Source organism: Streptomyces sp. NBC_00271 (assembly GCF_036178845.1).
GTDB lineage: Bacteria > Actinomycetota > Actinomycetes > Streptomycetales > Streptomycetaceae > Streptomyces.
In genome coordinates this window covers 3,411,784-3,435,427 of the sequence record NZ_CP108070.1, presented here as the reverse complement: position 1 = coordinate 3,435,427, position 23,644 = coordinate 3,411,784, and the positions used below count along the sequence as shown (strand labels likewise).

Sequence of the window (23,644 nt, the reverse complement as noted above, 5' to 3'; positions counted from 1 at the left end):
AATCGTTCCCTTCCGCCCGCATTTCTCATGCGCTGTTCATGAAGCCGGGCTCACATGAAGTCGGGCTCAGCCCTTCAGGGTGAGCACGACCTCGTCCGTGTCCTCGCCGCGCGCGTGCGCGTACCCCCGGTCGTTCCCGGTGACGCGGAACCCGCACTTCTCCAGGACCCGCCGCGACCCGGCGTTGTCGGCCGCCGCCCGCGCGTGCAGCGGGCGTTCGGGCACCTCGGCCAGCAGGTCCCGCAGCGCGGCCGTCGCGATGCCCCGGCCCCAGTACGCCCGGTCGATCCAGTAGGTGACCTCGCGCTCGCCGGGCTCCCCGTACACCGCGGCGCTGCCCACGACATCGCCGTCCGCGAGGATCGTGCGCAGCACGGCGGACGAGGCGCGGACACGCTTCCAGTGAGCGTCGAAGGCGTCACGGTCGGCGGGGTCCCTGGGGGTGAACGCGGCCATCCGGAGGGACTCGGGGTCGTTCATCTGCCGGTAGAAGACCGGCAGATCGCTGTCGTGGACCGGACGGAGTGCGATCTCCATGGTTCAGAGCCTCCGGGTGGCGAGCGTCAGCCGGTCGCGGGCGTCGAACAGGGCGTCCTTGACCATCTGCTCGTGCGCGGGGGTGAGCCGGGCCACCGGGACCGAGCAGCTGATCGCGTCCCGGGCGGGGGTGCGGTAGGGGATCGCGACGCCGAAGCAGCGCAGCCCCAGCGTGTTCTCCTCACGGTCCACGGCGAAGCCCTGCTCCCGGACCTGGTGCAGCTCCTCGATGAGCTTCTCCCGGTCGGTGATCGTGTGTTCGGTCAGCGCGGCGAGCGTCTCGGGCAGCATCTTGCGGACCTGCTCGTCGGTGTGGGTGGCGAGCAGCGCCTTGCCGAGCGAGGTCGAGTGCGCGGGGAGCCGGCGGCCCACCCGGGTGAAGGGGCGCAGGTAGTGCTGCGACTGGCGGGTGGCCAGGTACACGACGTTCGTGCCGTCCAGGCGCGCCAGGTGGATGGTCTCCGTGGTGTCGTCGGAGAGCCGGTCCAGGGTCGGGCGGGCCGCGGCGACCACCTCGTCGCCGTCGATGTACGAGGTGCCGACCAGCAGCGCCCGTACGCCGATGCCGTACCGCGTGCCCGTCGCGTCCGTCTCGACCCAGCCGAGCTCCACGAGGGTGCGCAGCAGCATGTAGAGGCTGGATTTCGGATAACCGACGGCCTCCTGGACCGCGGCCAGGGAGTGCATACCGGGCCGGCCCGCGAAGTACTCGAGCAATTCCACGGTCCGTACCGCGGACTTGACCTGCGCTCCGCCGCCTGTCTCGCCTGCCGACATCGCCCTTGACCCCCTCGTTCGACGGGAAATAGTCTCCGCATCATATTCACCATCAGAGACAGCGTTCAGTATATCGAACACCGCTGGTGGGTGAGACAAGAACTGCGGCATTACATCTGGAGGGACCCGCGGTGGCAGCAGCACCAGTCTGGAGTGTCGACCCCCGTACCGGGAAGCAGCGCGAGCAGGTTGCGGTGGAGGCCACGGCCCAGGAGGTCGACGAGGCCGTCCGCGCCGCGCACGCCGCCCGGGGAGCCCTCGTCGACCGCACCGTGCGCGCGGCCTTCCTGAGGACCGCCGCTGACCTGCTCGAAGCGGCCAAGGAACAGCTCGTCGAGGCCGCCGACGCGGAGACCGCGCTCGGCCCGGTCCGGCTCACCGGTGAACTCGCCCGCACCTGCTACCAACTGCGGGCCTTCGGCGGCATCGTCGACGAGGGCGCCTTCCTCGACGTCGTCATCAACCACCCCGACGACACGGCGACCCCGCCGATCCCGGACCTGCGCCGCTACAAGGTGCCGCTGGGTGTCGTCGCCGTCTACTCCGCCTCCAACTTCCCCTTCGCCTTCTCCGTCGCCGGCGGCGACACCGCGAGCGCGCTGGCGGCCGGCTGCCCGGTCGTGGTCAAGGCCCACCCCGACCACCCGGCGCTCTCCGAGCTGGTCGCGGCCGTACTGCGCCGGGCCGCCGCCCGGCACGACATCCCGGGCGGTGTCGTCGGCCTCGTGCACGGCTTCGAGGCGGGCGTCGAACTCGTCAAGCACCCGCTGGTCGCGGCGGCCGGGTTCACCGGCTCCGTGCGCGGCGGCCGGGCCCTGTTCGACGCGGCGGCCGCGCGCCCCGCGCCGATCCCCTTCCACGGCGAGCTGGGCTCCCTCAACCCCGTCGTGATCACCGAGGCCGCGGCGGCCGAGCGCGCCGAGGAGATCGGCGCCGGGCTCGCGGGCTCGATGACGCTGGGCGTCGGCCAGTTCTGCGTGAAGCCGGGCCTGGTCCTGGCACCCGCGGGCGCGGCGGGCGACCGCCTGGTGAAGTCCCTGACCGACGCCGTCAGCGACACCGACGCGGGCGTCCTCCTGGACCACCGCATGCGCGACAACTTCATCGCGGGTGTCGCCGAGCGCGCCGGGCTCCCCGGCGTCGAGACCCCGGTGACCCCGGGCTCGGGCGGCGAGCACACCGTGAGCCCCGGCTTCCTGACCGTGCCCGCGCAGAAGCTCGCCACCGAGGGCGAGCACGACCTGCTCCTGGAAGAGTGCTTCGGCCCGCTCACGGTCGTCGCCCGCTACGAGGACGAGTCCGAGGCCAGCGCGGTCCTCTCCCGCCTTCCCGGCAACCTCACCGCGACCGTGCAGTTGTCGACGGAGGAGGCGGCGGGCGAAGGCCGCGGCGCGGAGATCCTCGCCGAGCTGACGCCGCTCGCCGGGCGCGTCCTGGTCAACGGCTGGCCCACCGGTGTCGCCGTCGCCCCCGCCCAGCACCACGGCGGTCCCTACCCGGCGACGACCTCGACCTCGACGTCGGTCGGCGGTACGGCGATCGAGCGCTGGCTGCGGCCGGTGGCGTACCAGAACGCGCCGGAGACGCTGCTGCCGCCGGAGCTGCGGGACGACAACCCGCTGGGGTTGCCTCGACGCTACGACGGTCACCTGGAGCGGTAGCGCCGTTGGGGTTGTGGTTGTTCGCGGGCTGCGGGGCCGTTGTGGCTGGTCGCGCAGTTCCCCGCGCCCCTGCGGGGGCGCGGCAGTGGGCCTGAGAGGATTGGCGAATGGACGTCGAACTTCCCGAACTTCCCTTCCCGCTCCGCACCTACGGGCCTGACGGGCACTGGTCGCACGAGGACGGGATCCTCACCGGCTGGGCAGGCCCCCGCCAGGACCGTTTCGTACCGCCCACCGACGAGGCACTGGACCCCGCCTCAGACGCGCCCCGCCTCCTCGGGGCGCCGGAGGGGGACTTCCAGCTGATCGCCCGCGTCACGGTCGGCTTCGGCGCGGCCTTCGACGCGGGGGTCCTCTACGTCCATGTGGGGGAGCGGGCCTGGGCGAAGCTCTGCCTGGAGTACTCCCCGGACGTGCCCACCGTCTGCACGGTGGTCACCCGGGGGCACTCCGACGACGCCAACTCCTTCACCGTGGACGGCAGTTCCGTCTGGCTGCGGATCAGCCGCACGGGTCGGGCCTTCGCCTTCCACGCCTCCCGCGACGGCAAGCGCTGGACCTTCATCCGGCTCTTCACCCTGGGCGAGGAGAAGGAGACGTCCGCCGCGCTCGTCGGTTTCATGACGCAGTCGCCGATGGGGGAGGGGTGCGTGGTGACGTACGACGGCATCGAGTTCCGCCCGAACTGGCCCAAGGACCTGAGAGACGGCAGCTGACCGTGGGTGGGGGGTCGGCCGCGCAACGGGAACCGTGGCCCCCCTCCCTCACGTCCTCCGCTGCATGATCAGCACACCCCGCGCCACGGGCCCCCTCGTCATCAGAACCGCGCTGCCCAGCGAGGCCGCCGCCATCGCCGACCTCCACGTCCGCGCCCGCGCGACCTACTACCCGGACGGCCTGCCGGAAGACGGCTTCGACTGGCTCGCACGCTGGCGCGGTGCCATCGAGCGCCCCGACGGCCACGTCCTGTGCGCGGTGCGCGACGGACACCTCGTGGGTATCGCCTCCTTCCGTACCGCGGAGGGCGCCCCCGCCGACACCGTGACGCTCTTCCAGTTCCACGTCTCCCCCGACCGCTGGCGCGAAGGCATCGGCACCGCACTGCACACGGCCTGCCTCGAACAGTGGCGGGCGGACGGCAAGCACACGGCCACCCTCGACGTGCACGTCGACAACGCCCGCGCCCAGGCCTTCTACACCCGCCAGGGCTGGGTCCCGGACCCGGAGAACCCGCCCGCCGAAGACGATCACCACCTCTTCCTGCGCTACGCCGTCACCGGGGAATGAAGTCGGCCGTTTGAACGTTCACATACTCCCGCCCCCGGAGGGGCCCGTATTCGTACGACCTGGAGAGAGCCGAAGACATGCGCGTCGAGATCTGGTCGGATATCGCCTGTCCCTGGTGCTACGTGGGCAAGGCCCGCTTCGAGAAGGCGCTGGACGCCTTCCCGCACCGTGACGAGGTCGAGGTCGTGCACCGCTCCTTCGAGCTGGACCCCGGTCGCGCCAAGGGCGACATCCAGCCCGTGCTCAAGATGCTGACCAAGAAGTACGGCATGAGCGAGGCACAGGCGCAGGCCGGCGAGGAGAACCTGGGCGCGCAGGCCGCCGCCGAGGGCCTGGCGTACCGCACCCGGGACCGCGACCACGGCAACACCTTCGACATGCACCGCCTCCTGCACTTCGCCAAGGAGCGGGGCCGCCAGGACGAGCTGATAGGCCTGCTGTACAAGGCGAACTTCGCCGAGGAGCGGACCGTCTTCAACGACGACGAGCGGCTCGTCGAGCTGGCCGTCGCCGCCGGGCTCGACGCCGACGCGTCCCGCGAGGTGCTGGCCGACCCGAAGGCGTACGCCGACGAGGTGCGCGCCGACGAGCGGGAGGCCGCCGAGCTCGGCGCGAACGGCGTGCCGTTCTTCGTCCTGGACCGCAAGTACGGCGTCTCCGGCGCCCAGCCCGCCGAGGTCTTCACACAGGCCCTGACCCAGGCGTGGGGCGAGCGCCCGCCGCTGAAGCTGATCCAGGACGGTGCCGCCGACGCGGAGGCCTGCGGCCCGGACGGATGCGCCGTACCGCAGCCGTAAGCCCGCCCGGCCCGCCCGACTCGGCGGTGAAAGCGCAGGTCGGGGCGGACGTATAAGCAGTCCTTACCGGAACCACGCAGAACTCCGTAATGGACGAGAGGTGCTCGGGGCCGCACAGTGGTCCCATGGAGACCTTCGAGAGCCTCGTACGAGCCGAGTTCGCCCCGAAGAACACCTATCTGAACACCGCGAGCTGCGGACTCCTGCCGGCGCGCACGGTCGAGGCCATGCGCGCCGCAGTCGAGTCCGTCGCCGACGGACGGCCGTCCGACATGTTCGACGACGTGGAGGCATCCCGCGCCGCCTTCGCCCGGCTGGCCGGGGTCCCCGCGAGCCGGGTGGCGGCCGGGGCCTCGGTCGCCGTCTACAGCGGGCTGATCGCCGCCTCGCTGCCGCCGGGCGCCGAAGTCCTCACCGCGGAGGACGACTTCAGCTCCGTCGTGAACCCCTTCCACGTCCGTGGCGACCTCAAGCTGCGCGCCGTACCGCTGGAGCGGCTCGCCGAGTCCGTACGTCCGGGCACCGCGCTCGTCGCGGTCAGCGCCGCGCAGTCCGCGGACGGGCGGATCGCCGATCTGGCGGGCATCGCCCGGGCCGCGCGCGAGCACGGGGCGCGTACGTACGTCGATGTCTCCCAGGCCGCCGGCTGGCTGCCGATGGAGGCCGACGCGTACGACTTCGTCTCCTCGGTCGCCTTCAAGTGGCTCGTCTGCCCTCGGGGCGTGGCCTTCCTGGTCGTTCCGGAGGACCTCGGCGGGCTCACCCCGGTGTTCGCCGGCTGGGTCGCGGGTGAGGCGCCGTGGGACAGCTGCTACGGCCCGGTGGCGGAACTCGCCCACTCGGCGCGGCGGTTCGACGAGAGCCCCAGTCTCTTCTCGTACGCGGGCGCCCGGCACTCGTTGGAGCTCGTCGAGGAACTGGGCGTGGCGAACGTACGCGCCCATGACCTCGCCCTCGCCGACCGTTTCCGCGCCGGGCTCCAGGAGCTCGGCCACGCGCCGGTGTCCGCCCCCGCCTCGCCGATCGTGTCCGTGCCCGGACTCGGCCAGCGGCAGCAGGAGCTGAGCGAGGCCGGGGTCGAGGTCTCCGACCGGGCGGGCAACCTGCGCGCGGCCTTCCACCTGTACAACACCCCCGCCGACGTCGACCGACTGCTGGACGTCCTGTCCGGCTGACCCCGGCGGGGGCTCCTTCACGCTCGTGGCTACGGCACGCGCGCGGTCACTTCATGCTCGCGGTCACTTCACTCTCGCGGTCACTTCACGGGCGTGAAATCGCGGGCGCCGATGAACTCGGGCCTGCGGACCGGCGCCGCGAACGGCTCCACCGCCGCGTTCTCCACGCTGTTGAACACGATGAAGACGTTGCTGCGCGGGAACGGGGTGATGTTGTCCCCGGAGCCGTGCATGCAGTTGCAGTCGAACCAGGTCGCCGAACCGGCCCGGCCCGTGAAGAGCTTGATGCCGTGCCGGTCGGCGAAGCGGGTCAGCGCCTCGTCGGACGGGGTGCCCGCGTCCTGCATCTGGAGCGACTTCTTGTAGTTGTCCCGCGGGGTGGCCCCCGCACAGCCGAGGAACGTCTTGTGCGACCCCGGCATGATCATGAGGCCGCCGTTGGTGTCGTGGTTCTCGGTCAGCGCGATCGACACGGACACGGTCCGCATGTTCGCAAGGCCGTCCTCGGCGTGCCAGGTCTCGAAGTCCGAGTGCCAGTAGAACCCGCCGGCCCCGAAGCCCGGCTTGACGTTGATCCGCGACTGGTGGACGTAGACGTCCGAGCCGAGGATCTGCCGGGCCCGCCCGACGACCCGCTCGTCGCGTACGAGCGCGGCGAAGACCTCGCTGATTCGGTGCACCTCGAAGACGGACCGGATCTCCCGCGTGGCGGGCTCGACGATCGAGCGCTCGTCGGCGCGGATCGCCGGATCGGTGACCAGCCGCTCCAACTCGGCCCGGTAGAGGGCGACGTCGTCCTCGCCGATCAGCTCCTCGATCGCGAGGAAGCCGTCACGCTCGTACGCCTGGAGGTCGGGCACGGAGAACGGCCCCGGCGTGCCGGGCGCGCCCCAGACGACCGGGTCCTGGCGGGGGTTGGACACCTCGGTGGCGCCGCGGCTGGGGTAGAGATCGGTGACGGTGGTCGTGCTGGTCGTGGTGGTCGTGGTCATGGGGCTTCAGACCTCCTCGGGTTCGGTGAGCAGCGGGTAGACGCCGTTCTCGTCGTGGTCCTCCCGTCCGGTGACGGGCGGATTGAAGACGCAGACGCACCGGAAGTCGGTCTTGGGGCGCATGGTGTGGCGCTCGTGGCCGTCGAGCAGGTACATCGTGCCCGGCGTGATCCAGTGCGTCTCACCGGTCTCGTCGTTGGTCAGCTCGGCCTCGCCCGCCACGCAGAGCACGGCCTCGATGTGGTTCGCGTACCACATCGACGTCTCCGTACCCGCGTACAGGACCGTCTCGTGGAGGGAGAAGCCGACCTTCTCCTTGGCGAGGACGATGCGCTTGCTCTCCCAGGTACCCGTCGCGGCCTTCACATGCCGGTCGGTGCCTTCGACGTCCTTGAACGAACGGACTATCACGGTGGTGCCGTGCCTTTCTGTCAGACGGTTTCGCGTACGGCGCGGGCGAGGGTGCGCAGACCCTCGTCGAGCTCGTCGGGGGTGATGGTGAGCGCGGGGAGGAGCTTCACGACCTCGCTCTCCGGGCCTGAGGTCTCGATGAGCAGCCCGAGTTCGAAGGCGCGCTGCGCGACGCGCCCCGCACGCTCCTTCTCGTGGAACTCGAGGCCCCAGACGAGACCGCGCCCCCGGTACTCCTTCACGTCGGCGAGGTTCTCCTCGGTGAGGGAGATCAGGGCCTGCTCGATCTGCTCGCCGCGGGCACGGGTCTGCTTCTCCATGGCGGACCCGTCGGACCAGTACGTCTCCAGGGCCGCGGCGGCGGTGACGAACGCGGGGTTGTTGCCGCGGAACGTGCCGTTGTGCTCGCCCGGCTCCCAGATGTCCAGTTCGGGCTTGAACAGGCACAGCGACATGGGCAGCCCGTACCCGCTGATGGACTTGGACACGGTCACGATGTCGGGCACGATCCCCGCCTCCTCGAAGGAGAAGAACGCTCCCGTCCGCCCGCAGCCCATCTGGATGTCGTCGACGATGAGCAGCATGTCGCGCCGCCGGCACAGGTCGGCGAGGGCGCGCAGCCACTCGGGCCGGGCGACGTTGATGCCGCCCTCGCCCTGCACGGTCTCGACGATGACCGCGGCGGGCTGGTTGAGCCCCGACCCCTGGTCCTCGAGCAGCCGCTCGAACCAGAGGAAGTCCGGCACCTGGCCGTCGAAGTAGTTGTCGAACGGCATCGGGGTTCCGTGCACGAGCGGAATCCCGGCACCGGCGCGCTTGAAGGCGTTCCCGGTCACGGCCAGCGAGCCCAGCGACATCCCGTGGAAGGCGTTGGTGAAGGACACGATCGCCTCGCGCCCCTTCACCTTCCGCGCCAGCTTCAGCGCGGACTCGACGGCGTTGGTGCCCGTCGGGCCCGGGAACATGACCTTGTACGGCAGGTCGCGCGGCCGTAGGACGAGGTTCTGGAAGGCCTCCAGGAAGGCGCGTTTGGCGGTCGTCGACATGTCGAGACCGTGGGTGACGCCGTCGCGCTCCAGGTAGTCGATGAGGGCCCGTTTGAGTAGGGGGTTGTTGTGCCCGTAGTTCAGGGACCCCGCACCGGCGAAGAAGTCGAGGTACTCGTGCCCGTCCTCGTCGAACATCCGGCTGCCCCGGGCCCGGTCGAAGACGGTGGGCCAGCTGCGGCAGTAGCTGCGCACCTCCGACTCCAGGGTCTCGAAGACGCTCAGGTCGGGCTGGATGATGGTCACGGCGAATCGCTCCTCGGTGCGTGGGGGGAGGGAGAGGAAGTCAGGGGGAAGTCAGGCGAAGCCAGGGGGATGTCCGGGTCGACCGGGGGCCGGTCCGAGGTCAGCCGGGGAGCGGACCGATCCGGTAGAGCACCTCGGGGTCGTGCGGCCCGTCCGGGAACTGCCCGGCCTCGAACAGCACTTCGTGCTCGACGCGCGCGCCGTGGCGTCGCGCGTACGAGGTGAACAGGCGCTCGGAGGCGGTGTTGCCGGGCGTGATCGTGGTCTCGACGGCGGTGATCGTCCGCTGCTCCGCGACCCGCGCGGTCAGCCCGTCGAGCAGGGCCGCGGCCAGTCCGCGTCCGCGGTGGGCGGCGTCGACGGCCACCTGCCACACGAGCAGGGTGCCCGGGCGCTCGGGCCGGACGTACCCGGTGACGAAGCCGACGGGCACGCCGTCCGCGTCACGCGCCACCGCCGACGTGCCGGCGAAGTCACGGCACCACAGCAGATAGCTGTACGAGGAGTTCAGGTCGAGGGTTCCGGAGTCCTTGGCGATATGCCAGAGCGCGGCTCCGTCCGCCACCTTCGGACGGTCGATCCGAAGGCCCTCCGGCATTTCCAGGAATTCCGCTTGCAGGTCTGCTCGTGCGGCGGTCATGCGGATTGAATTTACCGATGGAAATCTCAAATTGCATCGTCGTACGGGGTTACGCACGATGCGTCTTTGTGTTATCACGCGCCCGTGAGAGCACGGTGCTGCGGGTGGTGTAACGGGATGGTTTGCCCGGAAAATAGGGGAGGAAATGGACGTACTGTGGAGTGCGTCACAGACACGTAATCGCCACGAGACGTGCCCGAATTACGTCGGTTGGCGTTCGCGAAATCTTTGCGTTTAGGGGCCGGGAAAGCGGGCAGAAGAATACGGGAAGCTCATCCTCGAGTTAATGCAAGAATAAGCATGGCGAGCGCCTCGTCAATTGATGCGCGATTAAGCTCCGGTAAGTCCGTGGGAGAACATGCCGGGGCTCCGCCCCGGACCCCGGTGTGTTCTTCGGCTGCGGGTGGGTGGGGGCTTGGCGCGCAGTTCCCCGCGCCCCTGGAGCGCGGGGCTGCGCCCCGGCGCCCCATCGGCCTCGTCCTCGCGCGCCGGACGAGCTGGGGGCTTTTAGGGGCGCGGGGAACTGCGCGACCAGCCCCCACCCACCCGCAGCCGATACACCCACCCGGGGTCCGGGGCGGAGCCCCAGGTTCGGGGCTAGGACCACGCCTTCGTCGTCGCGCGGTGTGCCGCTTCCAGGTCGATGGTCAGGCCGGACTCGGCCATCGCCGCCCCCAACGCCGCGAGGCAGGAATGCACGACCCCCGGCGTCGCATCGGGACCGTAGTGGTTCACCCGGATCATCTCCTTCGCCAGCGCACCCCCACCCGCGACCAACGGCAACACCGGATCCGCGGCCAACGCCTTCGCGACCAGCACCCCCGCATCGACCCCGGACGGAGCCCGCAACGTCGTGGCGACCGGCGCCGCGTCCCCCGCCTCGTACACATACGGCTCCAGCCCGCCTCCGAGAGCGACCGCCCCCGCCCGCGTGGCCGCCGCCGCCAGGGCATGGCGGCGCATCACCGCGTCGAGCCCCTCCGCCTCGATCCGCTCGACACAGGCCTCCAGCGCCAGCATCTCCAGCTGCGCCGGCGCGTGCAGCAGCGCCTTGCGCCCGCCGTCGACCCACCGCTCCTTCCAGTCCAGCAGCGAGAGATAGGACCGACGCGGCGCCCCGGGATTGGCGGCCATCCGCGCCCACGCCCGCTCGCTCACGGACACGGCCGACACCCCGGCCGGCCCGCCCATGGCCTTCTGTGCCCCGATCACGCACAGGTCGACTCCCCACGCGTCCGGCAGTACCGGCTCCGCGCCGATCGAGGCGACGGCGTCCAGGTAGAACAGCGCGCCGTGCGCACGCACCACCTCGCCGATCTCCGCGACGGGGTTCGTGTTGCCCGTCGCCGCCTCCGCGTGCACCAGCGAGACGAAGTCGATCGCCGGATGCTCGGCAAAGGCATCACGCACTTGCGCGGCCGTCACCGCCGTGTGGAACGGCACCGCGAGATCGATCACCGTCGCCCCGCAGTCCCGCAACCAGTCCCCGAAGGTCTGCCCGTACGGCCCGGTGATCACGTTGAGCGCGGTGGTGCCGGGCCCGGCGGTGGCGCGAATGGCACCTTCCAGGGGCAGCAGCGCCTCGCCCTGCATGATCACGACGTCCTGCTCGGTGGAGAGCAGCCGCGCCACGCGGTCCTCGATCGCCGCGAAGTGTGCGGCGCTCAGCGGGGCGAGGTCCAGGAAGGGATGGGTCACGGCGGTGCTCTCTTCGCTCACGGGTTCCAATGCGCAGCCCCGAGCGTATCCGGCGTCCTTGTCGCGTCCGCGGCGATCCTCGGTCGTACGGGCGCACACCCCCAGGTCGTAGGGCCGGACGGCCCCGTGAGGCATGACTTCTGAGGCCGAACGGCGCAACAGCCATCGGATTGATTTGAGTGAGTCAAACCTTTCCTTATAATCGGAATCCTCCATTCCCCCCACAGGAGGTCTCCGTGAACTCGGTCCTCGGACGCCGGACGCGCATTCTGGCCGCCACCACCGCCACGGCCGGGCTGCTGCTCGTGGCCGGCTGTTCCTCGGGCGGCGGAGGCGGTCAGAGCAGCGCCAAGGGCGTTCCCCTGGTCAAGGCGGGCCAGGTCACGACCTGCACCCACCTCCCGTACCCGCCGTTCCAGTCGGAGATCAACGGCAAGGTGCAGGGCTTCGACGTCGCGCTGATCGACCTGGTCGCGGGGGACCTCGGCGTGAAGCAGGCCATCGTCGACACGCCCTTCGAGAACTTCAAGACGGGCGCGTTCCTCAACTCCGGCCAGTGCGACCTCGCCGCGGCCGGCATGACGATCACCCCGGAACGCAAGAAGAACGTCGACTTCTCCGACCCGTACTTCGACGCCACCCAGGCCGTCCTGGTCGACAAGAAGAGCGGCGTCAACTCCCTCGCCGACGTCAAGGCCAAGGGCAAGAAGCTCGGTGCCCAGGCGCAGACCACGGGCGAGGAGTACGCGACGAAGCAGGGCTTCGACCCGGTCTCCTTCGAGTCCTCCGACGCGGTCCTCAACGGCCTGCGCACCGGTCAGGTCCAGGCCGTGATCATCGACTACCCGGTCGTCCAGGGCTGGCTGAAGGACAAGGCCAACGCCGACGCCTTCAAGGTGGTCGACAACCTCCACACCGGTGAGCAGTACGGCTTCACGGTGAAGAAGGGCAACACCAAGCTCCTCGCCGAGATCAACAAGACGATCAAGCAGGCCAAGGCCGACGGTACGTACAAGAAGCTCTACGAGAAGTGGATCGGCCCGTACCCGGCGTCCGCGGCCACCGCCTCCCCGTCCGCCTCATGAGCGATGCCGACGCAACCCTCCAGCCCCGGAAGTCCGGCCTGACCCGGCGCCAGAAGCGCGCCCTGTCGCGCGGCGCGCAGTACGTCGTCTTCGTCGCCGCCGTGATCGCCTTCGCGGTCGCGGCGGACTGGGGACGTCTGAAGAACCAGTTCGCGCAGTGGGACCTGGTCAAGCAGATGTTCCCGGACGTCATCACGCTGGCGCTGAAGAACACCGTGCTCTACACGATGTCCGGCTTCGTGTTCGGCCTCGTGCTCGGCATGGTCATCGCCCTGATGCGACTGTCCCCGGTGGGCCCCTACCGCTGGCTCGCCGGCATCTACATCGAGATCTTCCGCGGCCTGCCCGCCCTGCTGATCTTCGTCTTCGTGGGTGTCGCCGTGCCCTTGGCGTTCCCGGGCACGGAGATCCCCGGCGGTACGTACGGCAAGGTGGCGCTCGCGCTCGGCCTGGTCTCGGCCGCGTACATGGCAGAGACGATCCGCGCGGGCATCCAGGCGGTGCCCAAGGGGCAGATGGAGGCGGCCCGTTCGCTGGGCTTCTCGCACGCGCGGGCCATGGTCTCGATCATCATCCCGCAGGCGTTCCGCATCGTGATCCCGCCGCTCACCAACGAGCTCGTCCTCCTCTTCAAGGACTCCTCGCTGGTGCTGTTCCTCGGGGTCACCCTGGAGGAACGCGAACTCACCAAGTTCGGGCGCGACCTGGCGAGCCAGACCGCCAACTCCACACCGATCCTGGTCGCGGGCCTGTGCTACCTGCTCGTCACCGTGCCGCTCGGATTCGTCGTACGCCGCCTGGAGGCCAAGGCCGGGGAGGCCACCAAGTGACCAGCACCAGCAACAGCAGTAGTTCCAGCACCGGCACTCCCGAGATCGACGTCCGGGACCTCCACAAGTCCTTCGGCGACAACGACGTCCTGCGCGGTATCGACCTGGAGATCGGACAGGGCGAGGTCGTCTGCGTCATCGGACCCTCCGGCTCCGGCAAGTCCACCCTGCTCCGCTGCGTGAACCTCCTGGAGGAACCCACCAAGGGGCAGGTCTTCGTCGGCGGTACCGAGGTCACGCACCCCGACGTCGACATCGACGCCGTACGCCGCCGGATCGGCATGGTCTTCCAGCAGTTCAACCTCTTCCCGCACCTGTCGGTGACCGAGAACCTCACGCTCCCGCAGCGCCGGGTGCTGAAGCGGGACAAGGAGGAGGCGGCCAAGGTCGCCGCCGAGAACCTGGAGCGGGTGGGCCTTTCCGAGAAGGCGGACGCCTACCCCTCCTCCCTCTCCGGCGGCCAGCAGCAGCGCGTCGCGATCGCCCGCGCGCTCGCCATGGGGCCCGAGGTGATGCTCTTCGACGAGCCGACCTCGGCGCTCGACCCGGAGCTCGTCGGCGACGTGCTCGCCGTCATGCGCAGGCTCGCCCACGAGGGCATGACGATGATGGTCGTCACCCACGAGATGAGCTTCGCGCGCGAGGTCGCCGACCGGGTCGTCTTCATGGACGGCGGCGTGATCGTCGAGGACGGCGCCCCCGCGCAGGTCATCGGCAACCCGAGCCACGAACGCACCCGCCACTTCCTGTCCCGACTGCTGGACCCGGCGATGGCGGAGGTCGAGGAGGACGTGGCGGAGGGGGAAAAGGGGCTGTAGCACCTCGCCGTGCGGCACGAATTAAGGTGCGGTGCATGAGCGATCGCGCGGTGCTGCACGTGAAGGGGCGGGTGCTCGTCGGGCCCGACGACGTCCGGGACGAACTGTGGGTCGTCGGCGGGAGGATCTCCTACGAGCGTCCCACCGGCGCCCGTGACATCCGTACCGTCGAGGGCTGGGCCCTCCCCGGTCTCGTCGACGCGCACTGCCACGTCGGCCTCGACGCCCACGGGCCCGTCCCCGACGACGTCTCCGAGAAGCAGGCGCTCACCGACCGCGAGGCCGGCACCCTGCTCATCCGGGACGCGGGCTCGCCCTCCGACACCCGCTGGATCGACGACCGCGCGGACCTCCCGAAGATCATCCGAGCGGGCCGGCACATCGCCCGCACCCGCCGCTACATCCGCAACTACGCGCACGAGATCGAGCCGGAGGACCTGGTCGCGTACGTCGCCCAGGAGGCCCGGCGCGGCGACGGCTGGGTGAAACTGGTCGGCGACTGGATCGACCGCGAGACAGGCGACCTCAGCGCCTGCTGGCCGCGTGAGGCCGCCGCGGCGGCGATCGCCGAGGCGCACCGCCTCGGCGCACGGGTGACCGCCCACTGTTTCGCGGAGGACTCGCTCAGGGACCTGGTCGAGGCGGGCATCGACTGCGTCGAGCACGCGACCGGCCTGACCGAGGAGACGATCCCCCTCTTCGCCTCCCGAGGCGTCGCGATCGTCCCCACGCTCGTCAACATCGCCACCTTCCCGCAGCTCGCCGCCGGGGGAGAGACGAAGTTCCCGCGCTGGTCGTCGCACATGCGGGCACTGCACGAACGCCGCTACGACACCGTGCGCGCCGCCTACGACGCCGGAGTCCCGGTCTACGTCGGCACCGACGCGGGCGGTTCGCTGGCCCACGGACTGGTGGCCGGCGAGGTCGCCGAACTCGTCACCGCGGGCATCCCGCCGATCGAGGCGCTGTCCGCGACGACCTGGGGCGCCCGGCGGTGGCTCGGGCGCCCGGGACTCGACGAGGGCGCGCCCGCCGACCTCGTGGTGTACGAGGGGGATCCGCGTGCGGACGTACGGGTGCTGGCGGCTCCGCGCCGGGTGGTGCTCGACGGGCGGGTCGTGGGCTAGCAGTGGAGAGGTCGTCCGGTTGACGGAACGTTACGCGTCCGCCGGGCGCCTCGTTACGCACCACCATGCGTGCTCCGGAGCGTCGACCGGCGTGTTCGGGGCTGGGCTGTTGAGTGGGTGACGGCGGGGAACATCCGTGCCCAGCGGTGTCGAGAGATTCGAACGAACTCCCGGAAACCCCACGTTGGAGTGAAGTCACGTCGGGTTGCTGACTGTTCACTCTCGGTGCGTAATTCTTGCCGGGTCCCAAGCTGTTCTCTCCTGGGGGTCCCACCCTTGAACGCCAACACCAACTTCCGCATGCCCGCACGCCGTTTCACCGCCACCGCGGCGGCCACCGTCCTCGCCGCCGGTCCGGTGGTGCTGGCCGGTGCGGGTTCCGCGAGCGCCGACGCCGACCACGGTCGCGCGAGCGCCGTCGTGCTGCGCACCGGGCTCGACGTGTCCCTGCTCAACAAGACCGTGAACGTCCCGCTCGCGGTCTCCCTCAACGAGGTGCGGGCTCCGCAGAGCGCCGAGCGGACCGCGCTGACGGCGAGGCTGGACGGGGTCGACGGTGGGCAGCCGTTCAGTGTGCTGCGGGCGGATGTCGCCTCCGCGAAGGCGACGGTGTCCGCGTCGGGGGCCGAGGCGTCCACGAACCTCACCCATGCGCGGATCCATGTCCCCGGGCTGCCGTTGCTGTCCCTCATCGAGGTCGGGCAGGTGACCTCGAAGGCGACCTGTGCGGCGGGTCGCAAGCCCGTGGCCTCCGCCACCCTCCTGGGCGGGGTGACCGTCCTCGGCAAGAAGGTGACGTTGACGGTGGGCGGTCCGACGGAGGTGAAGGTGCCGGGGGTCGGTGAGGTCCGGATCGACTTCTCCAGGACGCGGACCACGTCCCGTACGGCGGCCGCATCCGCGCTCGAACTCAAGGTCTCCGTCAACCCGTTGAAGCTGAACGTGGCGGATGTGGAGGGCACCCTGACCCTGGGATCCGTCACCTGCGAGTCCCCGGCCGCGGCGCCTGTCTCTGCCCCTGCCTCAGTTTCTGCTCCCGACATCAAGCCCCAGGGGGCACCGGCGGGGTCGGGCCTCGCGGAGACCGGCGGCGCGTCGACGACTCCGTTCGTGGTGGGTGGGGCGGTCGTGCTTCTGGCGGCGGGCGGAGCGGCCGTCGCCCTGGGACGCCGCCACCGCTCCTGACCCCGACCTGTTCTCGCCCCCGCCGCCCCTACCCGTCCCATCCTCAACCTGGGGGCTCCGCCCCCAGACCCCCGGGCGGATTCTTCGGCCGCGGGCCGGTGGGGGCTGGGCGCGCAGTTCCCCGCGCCCCTGAGGCGGGGGCTTCGCCCCGCATCCCCCGGCCGTCCGGAGTCGTTCGGCCGCGGGCCGGAGGGGGCTGGGCGCGCAGTTCCCCGCGCCCCTGAGGCGGGGGCTTCGCCCCGCATCTCCCGGCCGTCCGGAGTCGTTCGGCCGCGGGCCGGTGGGGGCTGGGCGCGCAGTTCCCCGCGCCCCTGAAAGCTTTCAGCCTGTCCGGCGTTTGAGGACGAGGCCGTTCAGGCCGAAGCGGGGGTCTGGGGGCGGCAGCCCCCAGGGATGGGACGGGTAGGGGCGGCGGGGGCGAGAAAGGGCCCTTGCCGCACCCGTCCCTCATCGCCCAGCCACCACCATCGCCCGATCCAACGCCTGGAGGAATCCATTGACGGTGGCCCGGTCGCGTACGGCCAGGCGGAGCCAGTCGTCCCCCAGCCCCGGAAACGTGTCCCCACGCCGCACCGCGAACCCCAGCCCCCGCAACTGACGCCGCACCACCACCGCCTGAGGCAGCCGAATCAGCACGAACGGCCCCTCGGCGGGTTCGACGACCCGCAACCCGTCGGGCTCGAACTCCCGGAGCCCCGCGACGAGATGGGCCCGGTCGGAGGCGACCCGCCGAGCCGCGTGGGCGGCCTCGGCGAGCGCCCGGGGCGACACGCACACCTCGGCCGCCGCGAGGGCGGGCGTGGAGACGGGCCAGAGCGGCTGCGCACGGGCCAGCTCGCGGACCGCGTCGGGCGCGGCCAGGACGTACCCGATCCGCAACCCCGCCAGCCCCCACGTCTTCGTGAGGCTGCGCAGCACGACAAGCCCGGGGATGTCCGTCCGCCCGGCCAGTGCCTCCCGCTCACCCGGCACCGCGTCCATGAACGCCTCGTCGACCACCAACGTCCGCCCGGGCCGCGCGAGCGCGGCGATCGAGGCCGCCGGATGCAGCACGGACGTCGGATTGGTCGGGTTGCCGATCACCACGAGGTCCGCGTCCTCGGGTACGGCCGCGGGGTCCAGCCGAAAGCCGTCCGACTCACGCAACAGCACCCGGTCGACCGTGTGGCCGGCGTCCCGCAGCGCCGCCTCCGGTTCGGTGAACTGCGGGTGGACCACGACCGGCTGACGGACCTTCAGAGCGCGGGCCAGAAGTACGAACGCCTCCGCCGCGCCCGCCGTCAGGAGCACCCGCTCCACCGGCACCCCGTGCCGCGCCGCCACCGCGGCGCGCGCGGCCCGCCCGTCCGGGTAGGCCGCGAGGCCGTCCAGCGACGCGGCGACGTGCTCGCGCAACCACGCCGGAGGCGTGTCCGCACGGACGTTCACGGCGAGATCGGTGAGCGCCGAGCCGTCGTCCCGCACCTCGGCGTCCCCGTGGTGCCGCAGATCGTGCGCGTCGTCCGCGCGCGAGCCTCCTCCGTGCGCGTCGCCCCCGTACGCGCCCTCAGTGCGCATGCGCGTGCCCGCCGTGGTGGTGCCCGTGGTGATGTCCGTCGTGGTGGTGCCCGTCGTCGTCCGGGTGGAAGTGCGGCTGCTGGGGGAGGCCCACCTTGTCCTCGAAGCCGGGCAGCGCGATGCGGTAGACGCAGGAGTCGCAGTTCATCCGCAGGTCGCCCTTGACGGCCTCCCGGTACCGCTCCATGACCAGGTCGAGCAGCTCCGGCTCGGGGCCGATGACCTCGGCCGACCGCACCTCGACGTCCGGGTGCGCGGCCGCCCAGCCCTCGGTCTGCTGCCGCACCCGGTCCGGGAGGATGCCCGTGAAGAGGAAGTAGGGGAGTACGACGATCCTGCGCGCGCCCAGCTTCACACAGCGGTCCAGGCCCGACGGGACGTCCGGCGCCGCCAGCGACACGAACGCCGTCTCGACGCTCGCGTACCCGCGTCCCTCCCACAGCAGCCGCGCCGCCTTGTGCACCTCGGCGTTGGCGTCCGGGTCGGTGGAGCCGCGCCCGACGAGCAGCACGGTGACGTCGGACCGGTCCTCCGGCGTACGGACCGTGCCGCCGAGCGCCTCGTCCAGCCGCCGTTCGAGCACCGCAAGCAGCGACGGGTGCGGGCCCAGCGGGCGCCCGTAGGTGTACGAGATCCCGGGGTGCCGCTCCTTCTCACGGGCCAGCGCCGCCGGGATGTCCCCCTTGGCGTGCCCGGCGGACACCAGCATCAGCGGCACGGCGGCGAACCGGCGTACCCCCTGCTCGACCAGTTCGGTCACGGCGTCACCCAGCGGCGGCGGCGACAGTTCGATGAACCCTCCGGCGACGGGCAGTTCGGGGTGACGGTGCCCCAACTGCCGTACGAAGTCGCGGAAGGCCTCGGCTCCGGCCGCGTCCCGGGTGCCGTGTCCGGCGATGAGCAGGGCGGGGGGCGGGGTGGTCACGAAAACTCCTTGGTTGCGGGGTGGTACAGCAGTGCGTTGAGCGCGGCGGCGGCGACCGCCGAGCCGCCCTTCTCGGACACGTTGCTGACGGCGGGCAGCCCGCTGTCGCGCAGCGCGGCCTTGGACTCGGCAGCGCCGACGAAGCCGACGGGCAGACCGATGACGAGCGCCGGGTCGGCGTCGAGGGTCAGCAGCTCCTCCAGGGCGGTCGGCGCACAGCCGATCACCCAGAGCGCGCCGGGCCCGACCTCCTCGTACGCGAGCCGGATCGCGTGGGCCGAACGGGTCAGCCCCGGGCCGGACTTGGCGTCCTTGAGGCGGCAGACGGTGTCGCGGCGCGTGATGCCCGCCGCGACCATCTCCACGTCCACCACGACCGGCGCCCCGGCGTGCAGCGCCGCGTGCGCGTTCGCCAGGGCGCCCTCGTCGGTGACGAGGTCGTCCGCGTAGTCGAGGTCGGCCGCGGAGTGGATGACCCGCTCCACGACCGCCCGCGTCAGCGGCGGGAAATGCGAGGTGTCCAGACGGGCACGCAGCCGCCGGAAGGACTCCTGCTCGATCGGGTGAATCACGCGGTTCACCGGGCCTCCCGGTGGTAGCGTCGCCGCGTGCTGAGCGAGAACCAAGCCAGCACAGCAGCCTCCAATCCTTGGGGAAACCGGGCTGGTTCCAACCCGGCTGGTGTTGATCGCGGAAGACTCGATCGTTCGCTGAGCGACCGAGCAGCGTGAGCCAGGAATCCTTCTCGTTCGCGAGGAGGAGGGTTCAATTGGGCTCCTCCTGCCAGCGGTAGCCGCGCGGTGTCACCATGCGCCCGGCGATCTCACGCGTCGCCGTGTTGCCCACGGTCACGACGGTCATCATGTCGACGATCGCCGGATCCAGGGACCCCAGCGACGTCACCCGGCTCGACTCGTCCGGCCGGGAGGCGTTGCGGACGACCCCGACCGGCGTCGTCGGTTCCCGGTGCTCGGCGAGGATCGCGAGCGCCTTCGGGAGCTGCCAGTCGCGGCCCCGGCTGCGCGGGTTGTAGAAGGTCACGACGATGTCCGCCTCCGCGGCGGCCCGCACCCGGCGCTCGATGACCTCCCACGGTGTGTGCAGGTCGGAGAGGCTGATCGACACGTGGTCGTGGCCCAGCGGCGCGCCCAGGATCGCCCCGGCCGCGAGCGCGGCGGTCACGCCCGGCACCCCCACCACGTCGATGTCGTCGGACGCCTCGGCCAGCGCCGGTGACGCCATCGCGTACACGCCCGCGTCCCCGCTGCCGATCAGCGCGACGGCCTGCCCGCGCCGTGCCTCGGCGACCGCCGTGCGCGCCCGCTCCTCCTCGGCGCCGAGCCCGGACTCCAGGATCCGGGTGCCGGGGCGCAGCAGATCGCGGATCTGGTCCACGTACTGGTCGAGCCCGACGAGCACGGACGCCCGCCGCAGCTCCTCCTTCGCCCGCGGGGTGAGCAGGTCACGGGCGCCGGGTCCGAGCCCGACCACCGCGAGCCGCCCGCGCGCCACGCGGCGCACGACGGCACAGGTGGCCATCGCGGGCCGCCCGTCCGCACGCGTCGACTTCCGCTTGGGTACGAGGAGTTCACCGCCGCGTACGAGGGCGGCGGCCTCCGCCACGGACGGGGTGCCGACGGCGGTGAGCGGTGCGTCCGAGGGGTTCGGCACGTCCACCGCCGCCAACTCCTCGGCGGTGTACGTCACCACGGGCACCCCGAGCCGTCCGGCGGCCTCGACGATGCCGGGCTCCTCGGCCTTGGCGTCGACGGTGGCCAGCTCCGCGACGGACTTCGCGGACAGCCCGGCGTCACGGAGTACGTCCTCGACGAGGCCGAGGATCTCGGCCACCGGAGCGCCCTTGGACGCGCCGACCCCCACCACGAGGGAGGGCGGACGCAGCAGCACCTCGCGCTCGCCGGGCGTCACGGCCCGGTCGGTGACCCGAATGCCGTACGCGCCCTCCGTCGCGACGGGCAGAGGTGGCAGCGGCCACGCCAAGTCGGCCCGCAGGGCGACGGGTTCGCCGTCCAGCAGCGCCCGGGTGACCGCGGCGACCTCCCCCTCCACGGGGAAGCCGAGCGTGTCGAGTCCCGGCACTCCGACCGTGTCCGTCGCCGTCGTCACCACCGGCTCGGCCCCGAGCAACTCGCCCACCTCGCGGGCGAGTTCATTGGCGCCGCCGCCGTGACCGCCGACGAGCGACACGGCGAACCGGCCGCCCTCGTCCACGCACACGACCCCCGGGTCGGACGTCTTGTCGCCCAGCAGCGGCGCGATCAGCCGCACCACAGCGCCCGTGGCGAGGAAGCACACCAACTGGTCGCACTCCGCGAAGGCCCGCCGCACGGCGTCCCCGACGGACCCGTCGTACACCCGCGTACGGGTGGGCCAGGCCGCGGCCAGCCGGTCACGGGCCGCCGCGCCCGCCGCCGTGGCGGAAATCAGGCCGATCACTGGATCCCTCCGAGGACGTCCCGGCCTTCAGGCCGGGGAGGAATCGAACACCTGCGCATCAGGGCAGGAAAAGCCGGTTCGCCCCCAGGGCGGACCGGCGTGCTGGTAGCGTGAATCGCAGACGATGCGTCGCGAGAGCCAAGCACGCGGAGTCTCCTTGAAGTTGTGTGACCTTGCAGCAGGTGAGCTGCCCGGGCTGGTTTCAACCCGGCTGGTGTTGATCGTGGAAGACCTGACGGACCGCCGGTCCGAGAGGCAGCGTGAGCCAGGAATCACCTCCGTTCGCGGAGGCGAGGATTCAATGGAGGACTCCTTCGGTACGTGCCGGAGGCCGGACGCCCCACAGCAAAAAAACGGGGTTGGTGGCCGCGAGCCGGGTGACGTTCCCCGGCAGCGGCGTGAGCCGGGAAGACTGCAGCAGTACGCCGTCGCAGTCGAACCCGGCGGCGGTGAGCGCCTCCCGGGCCGCCGGCACCCGGTCGAGCGCGGCCATGGCGACGACGACGGCCCGCCGGGCCCGCCGTGCGCAGACGGTCACGATGGCGGGCAGCTCGCGCCCCCCGCCGCCGATGAACACGGCGTCCGGATCGTCCAGGTCGGACAGCACGGTCGGCGCGGCCCCGTGCACCACCCGGACGTCGACGCCGTGCGCCTCGGCGTTGGCGAGGATCCGGTCGCAGCCGTCCCGTGTCTTCTCGATCGCGGTGACGGCGGCCCCGAACCGCGCGCACTCGACGGCGACGGATCCGGAGCCCGCGCCGACGTCCCAGACCAGCTCGCCCAGGCGCGGCCCGAGCCGGGCCAGCGCCAGCGCCCGCACCTCGAACTTGCTGATCATCGAGTCGCGGTGGGCGAACTCGCGCTCGTCCAGGGCCCACCGGTCGGGTCCGGCCGGGGGACCGGCGACCGTCCGCACGGGGGCGAGGGCCCGCGACTCGTCGAGGCACAGGACCACACTCACCGCCGTACCCCAGTCGCGGCCCGCGGCCTGTGCCGGGGTGACCCGCTCGACACGCTCGTGTGCGGGGTCGCCGAGGGCGCTCGCCACGACGAGGACGCGCCCGGCGCAGTGGTGGGCGAGGGCGGCGCCCAGTTCGGCGGGCCCGGAGCCGGGGCCGGTCAGCACCGCCACCTTCGGGTGGGAGCGGCAGACCTGGACGGCCGTGCGCAGCGCGCGCCCGTGGGCGCTCACCACCACCGCGTCGTCCCAGGGCAGCCCGAGCCGCGCGAAGGCGGTCGCGACGGACGAGACACCGGGGCGCACGTCCAGCCGCTCGGCCCCGAACCGCTCGGCCAGCGCCCGCACGATCCCGAAGAACCCGGGGTCACCGGAGGCGAGCACGACGACGCGCCGCTCCTTCTCCAGGCATCCCTCGATCGCGTCGAGGGCGGGCGCGAGCGGCCCGAGGACGATCCGCTCCACCGCGTCCGGCAGCCGCGCGGACGCCAGATGGCGGCGGGCGCCCACGACGAGCCCGGCCTCGGCCAGCGCGTCCGAGGCGTCCGTGGACAGCGGTGCCCCCGTCCCCGTACCGAAGACGGTGATCACGAAGGACTGCCCTTGCGGGCCGCGCGCAGCTCCGCGCGCGCCTGCGGATCGGCCTTGCGGAAGCCGTGGAAGTGACCGGGGTGGTAGAGGTGCGAGCGGGTGCCGCTCGCGTCGAGGGCGGGGCCGACCAGGAAGAGGGTGTGCTTCCAGAGCTTGTGCTCCTTGACGGTCTCCTCCAGCGTCTCGATCGTGCACTTCACGATCAGCTCCTCCGGCCAGGTCGCCTGGTAGGCGACCACGACCGGCGTGGACGTCGGATAGCCGCCCTCCAGCAGTTCCCGTACGAGCTGTCCGCTGCGGGCGGCCGACAGGAACAGCGCCATGGTCGTGCCGTGCCGCGCGAACTCCCGCACCTCCTCGCCGGGCGGCATGGGCGTCTTGCCGCCGCCGAGCCGGGTGAGGATCACGGACTGCGCGACCTCGGGGATCGTCAGCTCGCGCTGGGCGAGCGCGGCCACGGCGGAGAAGGAGGAGACGCCGGGAATGATCTCGGTCTCGACGCCGATGTCCGCACACCGGTCCAGCTGCTCCTGCGTACCGCCCCACAGGGCCGGGTCGCCGGAGTGGATGCGGGCCACCTTCAGCCCGTCGGCCGCCGCCCGCTCGTACACGGCCACGACGTCCTCCAGGGACATCGTCGCCGAGTCCAGGATCTCCGCTCCCTCGCGCGCGTGCTCGAGGACCTCGGCCTGCACGAGGCTGGCTGCCCAGATCACGACGTCGGCCTCGGCGATGGCGCGCGCGGCGCGGAACGTCAGCAGGTCGGCGGCGCCGGGCCCTGCCCCGACGATGGTCACCTTGCCGGTGGGGGCATCGGCCATGGGAATCGGTCCTCTCCTACGGA

General features: G+C 71.6%; 23 protein-coding genes. 10 read left to right on the top strand and 13 right to left on the bottom strand.

Translation table 11 applies throughout. From position 1 onward, the window contains the following. Positions 1–66 precede the first annotated feature (66 nt). The gene (locus OG798_RS16100) at positions 67–537 is read right to left on the bottom strand and encodes a GNAT family N-acetyltransferase (RefSeq protein ID WP_095855360.1); all 471 of its coding nucleotides are present in this window, start codon (positions 535–537) and stop codon (positions 67–69) included. A gap of 3 nt (positions 538–540) precedes the next feature. After that, positions 541–1,314 (bottom strand): IclR family transcriptional regulator, encoded by a 774-nt coding sequence (locus OG798_RS16095; protein WP_095855361.1) that lies wholly within the window; start codon positions 1,312–1,314, stop codon positions 541–543. A gap of 131 nt (positions 1,315–1,445) precedes the next feature. Here OG798_RS16095 and OG798_RS16090 point away from each other — a divergent pair, with 131 nt between their 5' ends. The 5 genes from OG798_RS16090 to OG798_RS16070 all read left to right on the top strand — a co-directional run bounded on the left by OG798_RS16090 (position 1,446) and on the right by OG798_RS16070 (position 6,234). Beyond that, a complete protein-coding gene (locus OG798_RS16090) occupies positions 1,446–2,975 on the top strand; it encodes an aldehyde dehydrogenase (NADP(+)) (protein WP_328757236.1) in 1,530 nt (509 codons plus the stop codon). A 107-nt stretch (positions 2,976–3,082) separates the two neighbouring features. Beyond that, positions 3,083–3,691 carry a DUF1349 domain-containing protein gene (locus tag OG798_RS16085; protein WP_054232288.1) on the top strand — a complete coding sequence of 203 codons (609 nt, stop codon included), beginning with the start codon at positions 3,083–3,085 and terminating at the stop codon, positions 3,689–3,691. Between the two features lie 64 nt (positions 3,692–3,755). Then, positions 3,756–4,262: a GNAT family N-acetyltransferase gene (locus tag OG798_RS16080; protein ID WP_328757235.1), complete on the top strand. Its 507-nt coding sequence runs from the start codon at positions 3,756–3,758 to the stop codon at positions 4,260–4,262. A 77-nt stretch (positions 4,263–4,339) separates the two neighbouring features. After that, positions 4,340–5,059 (top strand): DsbA family oxidoreductase, encoded by a 720-nt coding sequence (locus tag OG798_RS16075; protein ID WP_328757234.1) that lies wholly within the window; start codon positions 4,340–4,342, stop codon positions 5,057–5,059. A 125-nt stretch (positions 5,060–5,184) separates the two neighbouring features. Then, positions 5,185–6,234: an aminotransferase class V-fold PLP-dependent enzyme gene (locus OG798_RS16070; RefSeq protein ID WP_121416532.1), complete on the top strand. Its 1,050-nt coding sequence runs from the start codon at positions 5,185–5,187 to the stop codon at positions 6,232–6,234. A gap of 80 nt (positions 6,235–6,314) precedes the next feature. Here OG798_RS16070 and thpD read toward each other — a convergent pair whose 3' ends face one another. From thpD to OG798_RS16045, 5 genes are all read right to left on the bottom strand, one after another. Further along, complete coding sequence (gene thpD, locus OG798_RS16065; protein ID WP_328757233.1) at positions 6,315–7,226, bottom strand: ectoine hydroxylase; 912 nt, start codon at positions 7,224–7,226, stop codon at positions 6,315–6,317. Between the two features lie 6 nt (positions 7,227–7,232). After that, the gene (locus tag OG798_RS16060; RefSeq protein ID WP_095855366.1) at positions 7,233–7,637 is read right to left on the bottom strand and encodes an ectoine synthase; all 405 of its coding nucleotides are present in this window, start codon (positions 7,635–7,637) and stop codon (positions 7,233–7,235) included. Positions 7,638–7,657: 20 nt separating this feature from the next. Then, positions 7,658–8,929, bottom strand: coding sequence for a diaminobutyrate--2-oxoglutarate transaminase (gene ectB, locus OG798_RS16055; protein WP_328757232.1), 1,272 nt, complete (start codon positions 8,927–8,929; stop codon positions 7,658–7,660). A gap of 100 nt (positions 8,930–9,029) precedes the next feature. Beyond that, complete coding sequence (ectA, locus tag OG798_RS16050) at positions 9,030–9,569, bottom strand: diaminobutyrate acetyltransferase (RefSeq protein WP_095855368.1); 540 nt, start codon at positions 9,567–9,569, stop codon at positions 9,030–9,032. A 597-nt stretch (positions 9,570–10,166) separates the two neighbouring features. Beyond that, positions 10,167–11,267 (bottom strand): pyridoxal-phosphate-dependent aminotransferase family protein, encoded by a 1,101-nt coding sequence (locus tag OG798_RS16045; RefSeq protein WP_267063800.1) that lies wholly within the window; start codon positions 11,265–11,267, stop codon positions 10,167–10,169. Positions 11,268–11,503: 236 nt separating this feature from the next. Here OG798_RS16045 and OG798_RS16040 point away from each other — a divergent pair, with 236 nt between their 5' ends. From OG798_RS16040 to OG798_RS16020, 5 genes are all read left to right on the top strand, one after another. Further along, positions 11,504–12,352 carry a transporter substrate-binding domain-containing protein gene (locus OG798_RS16040; protein ID WP_095855369.1) on the top strand — a complete coding sequence of 283 codons (849 nt, stop codon included), beginning with the start codon at positions 11,504–11,506 and terminating at the stop codon, positions 12,350–12,352. After that, positions 12,349–13,182, top strand: coding sequence for an amino acid ABC transporter permease (locus OG798_RS16035; protein ID WP_095858166.1), 834 nt, complete (start codon positions 12,349–12,351; stop codon positions 13,180–13,182). The genes OG798_RS16040 and OG798_RS16035 overlap by 4 nt, the downstream gene beginning before the upstream one ends. Then, on the top strand, positions 13,179–14,000 hold the full coding sequence (locus OG798_RS16030; protein WP_097226290.1) for an amino acid ABC transporter ATP-binding protein: 822 nt from the start codon (positions 13,179–13,181) through the stop codon (positions 13,998–14,000). The genes OG798_RS16035 and OG798_RS16030 overlap by 4 nt, the downstream gene beginning before the upstream one ends. Positions 14,001–14,035: 35 nt before the next feature. After that, positions 14,036–15,127, top strand: coding sequence for an amidohydrolase family protein (locus tag OG798_RS16025; RefSeq protein ID WP_097226291.1), 1,092 nt, complete (start codon positions 14,036–14,038; stop codon positions 15,125–15,127). Positions 15,128–15,403: 276 nt separating this feature from the next. Beyond that, complete coding sequence (locus OG798_RS16020; RefSeq protein ID WP_267061436.1) at positions 15,404–16,312, top strand: SCO1860 family LAETG-anchored protein; 909 nt, start codon at positions 15,404–15,406, stop codon at positions 16,310–16,312. A 447-nt stretch (positions 16,313–16,759) separates the two neighbouring features. Here the strand turns inward: OG798_RS16020 and cobC are convergent, their stop codons facing one another. The 6 genes from cobC to cobM all read right to left on the bottom strand — a co-directional run bounded on the left by cobC (position 16,760) and on the right by cobM (position 23,621). After that, positions 16,760–17,869 (bottom strand): Rv2231c family pyridoxal phosphate-dependent protein CobC, encoded by a 1,110-nt coding sequence (gene cobC, locus OG798_RS16015; RefSeq protein WP_328757231.1) that lies wholly within the window; start codon positions 17,867–17,869, stop codon positions 16,760–16,762. Beyond that, positions 17,859–18,794, bottom strand: coding sequence for a sirohydrochlorin chelatase (locus OG798_RS16010; RefSeq protein WP_121416537.1), 936 nt, complete (start codon positions 18,792–18,794; stop codon positions 17,859–17,861). Before OG798_RS16010 ends, cobC begins: the two co-directional genes overlap by 11 nt. After that, positions 18,791–19,375 carry a precorrin-8X methylmutase gene (locus OG798_RS16005; RefSeq protein WP_328757230.1) on the bottom strand — a complete coding sequence of 195 codons (585 nt, stop codon included), beginning with the start codon at positions 19,373–19,375 and terminating at the stop codon, positions 18,791–18,793. The genes OG798_RS16010 and OG798_RS16005 overlap by 4 nt, the downstream gene beginning before the upstream one ends. Positions 19,376–19,559: 184 nt before the next feature. Beyond that, a complete protein-coding gene (gene cobJ / locus OG798_RS16000) occupies positions 19,560–21,251 on the bottom strand; it encodes a precorrin-3B C(17)-methyltransferase (RefSeq protein WP_328757228.1) in 1,692 nt (563 codons plus the stop codon). 298 nt (positions 21,252–21,549) lie between these two features. Continuing rightward, positions 21,550–22,800, bottom strand: a complete 1,251-nt coding sequence (gene cbiE, locus OG798_RS15995; RefSeq protein ID WP_121416540.1) for a precorrin-6y C5,15-methyltransferase (decarboxylating) subunit CbiE — start codon at positions 22,798–22,800, stop codon at positions 21,550–21,552. Then, a complete protein-coding gene (gene cobM / locus OG798_RS15990) occupies positions 22,797–23,621 on the bottom strand; it encodes a precorrin-4 C(11)-methyltransferase (RefSeq protein WP_095855378.1) in 825 nt (274 codons plus the stop codon). Before cobM ends, cbiE begins: the two co-directional genes overlap by 4 nt. Positions 23,622–23,644 lie beyond the last annotated feature (23 nt).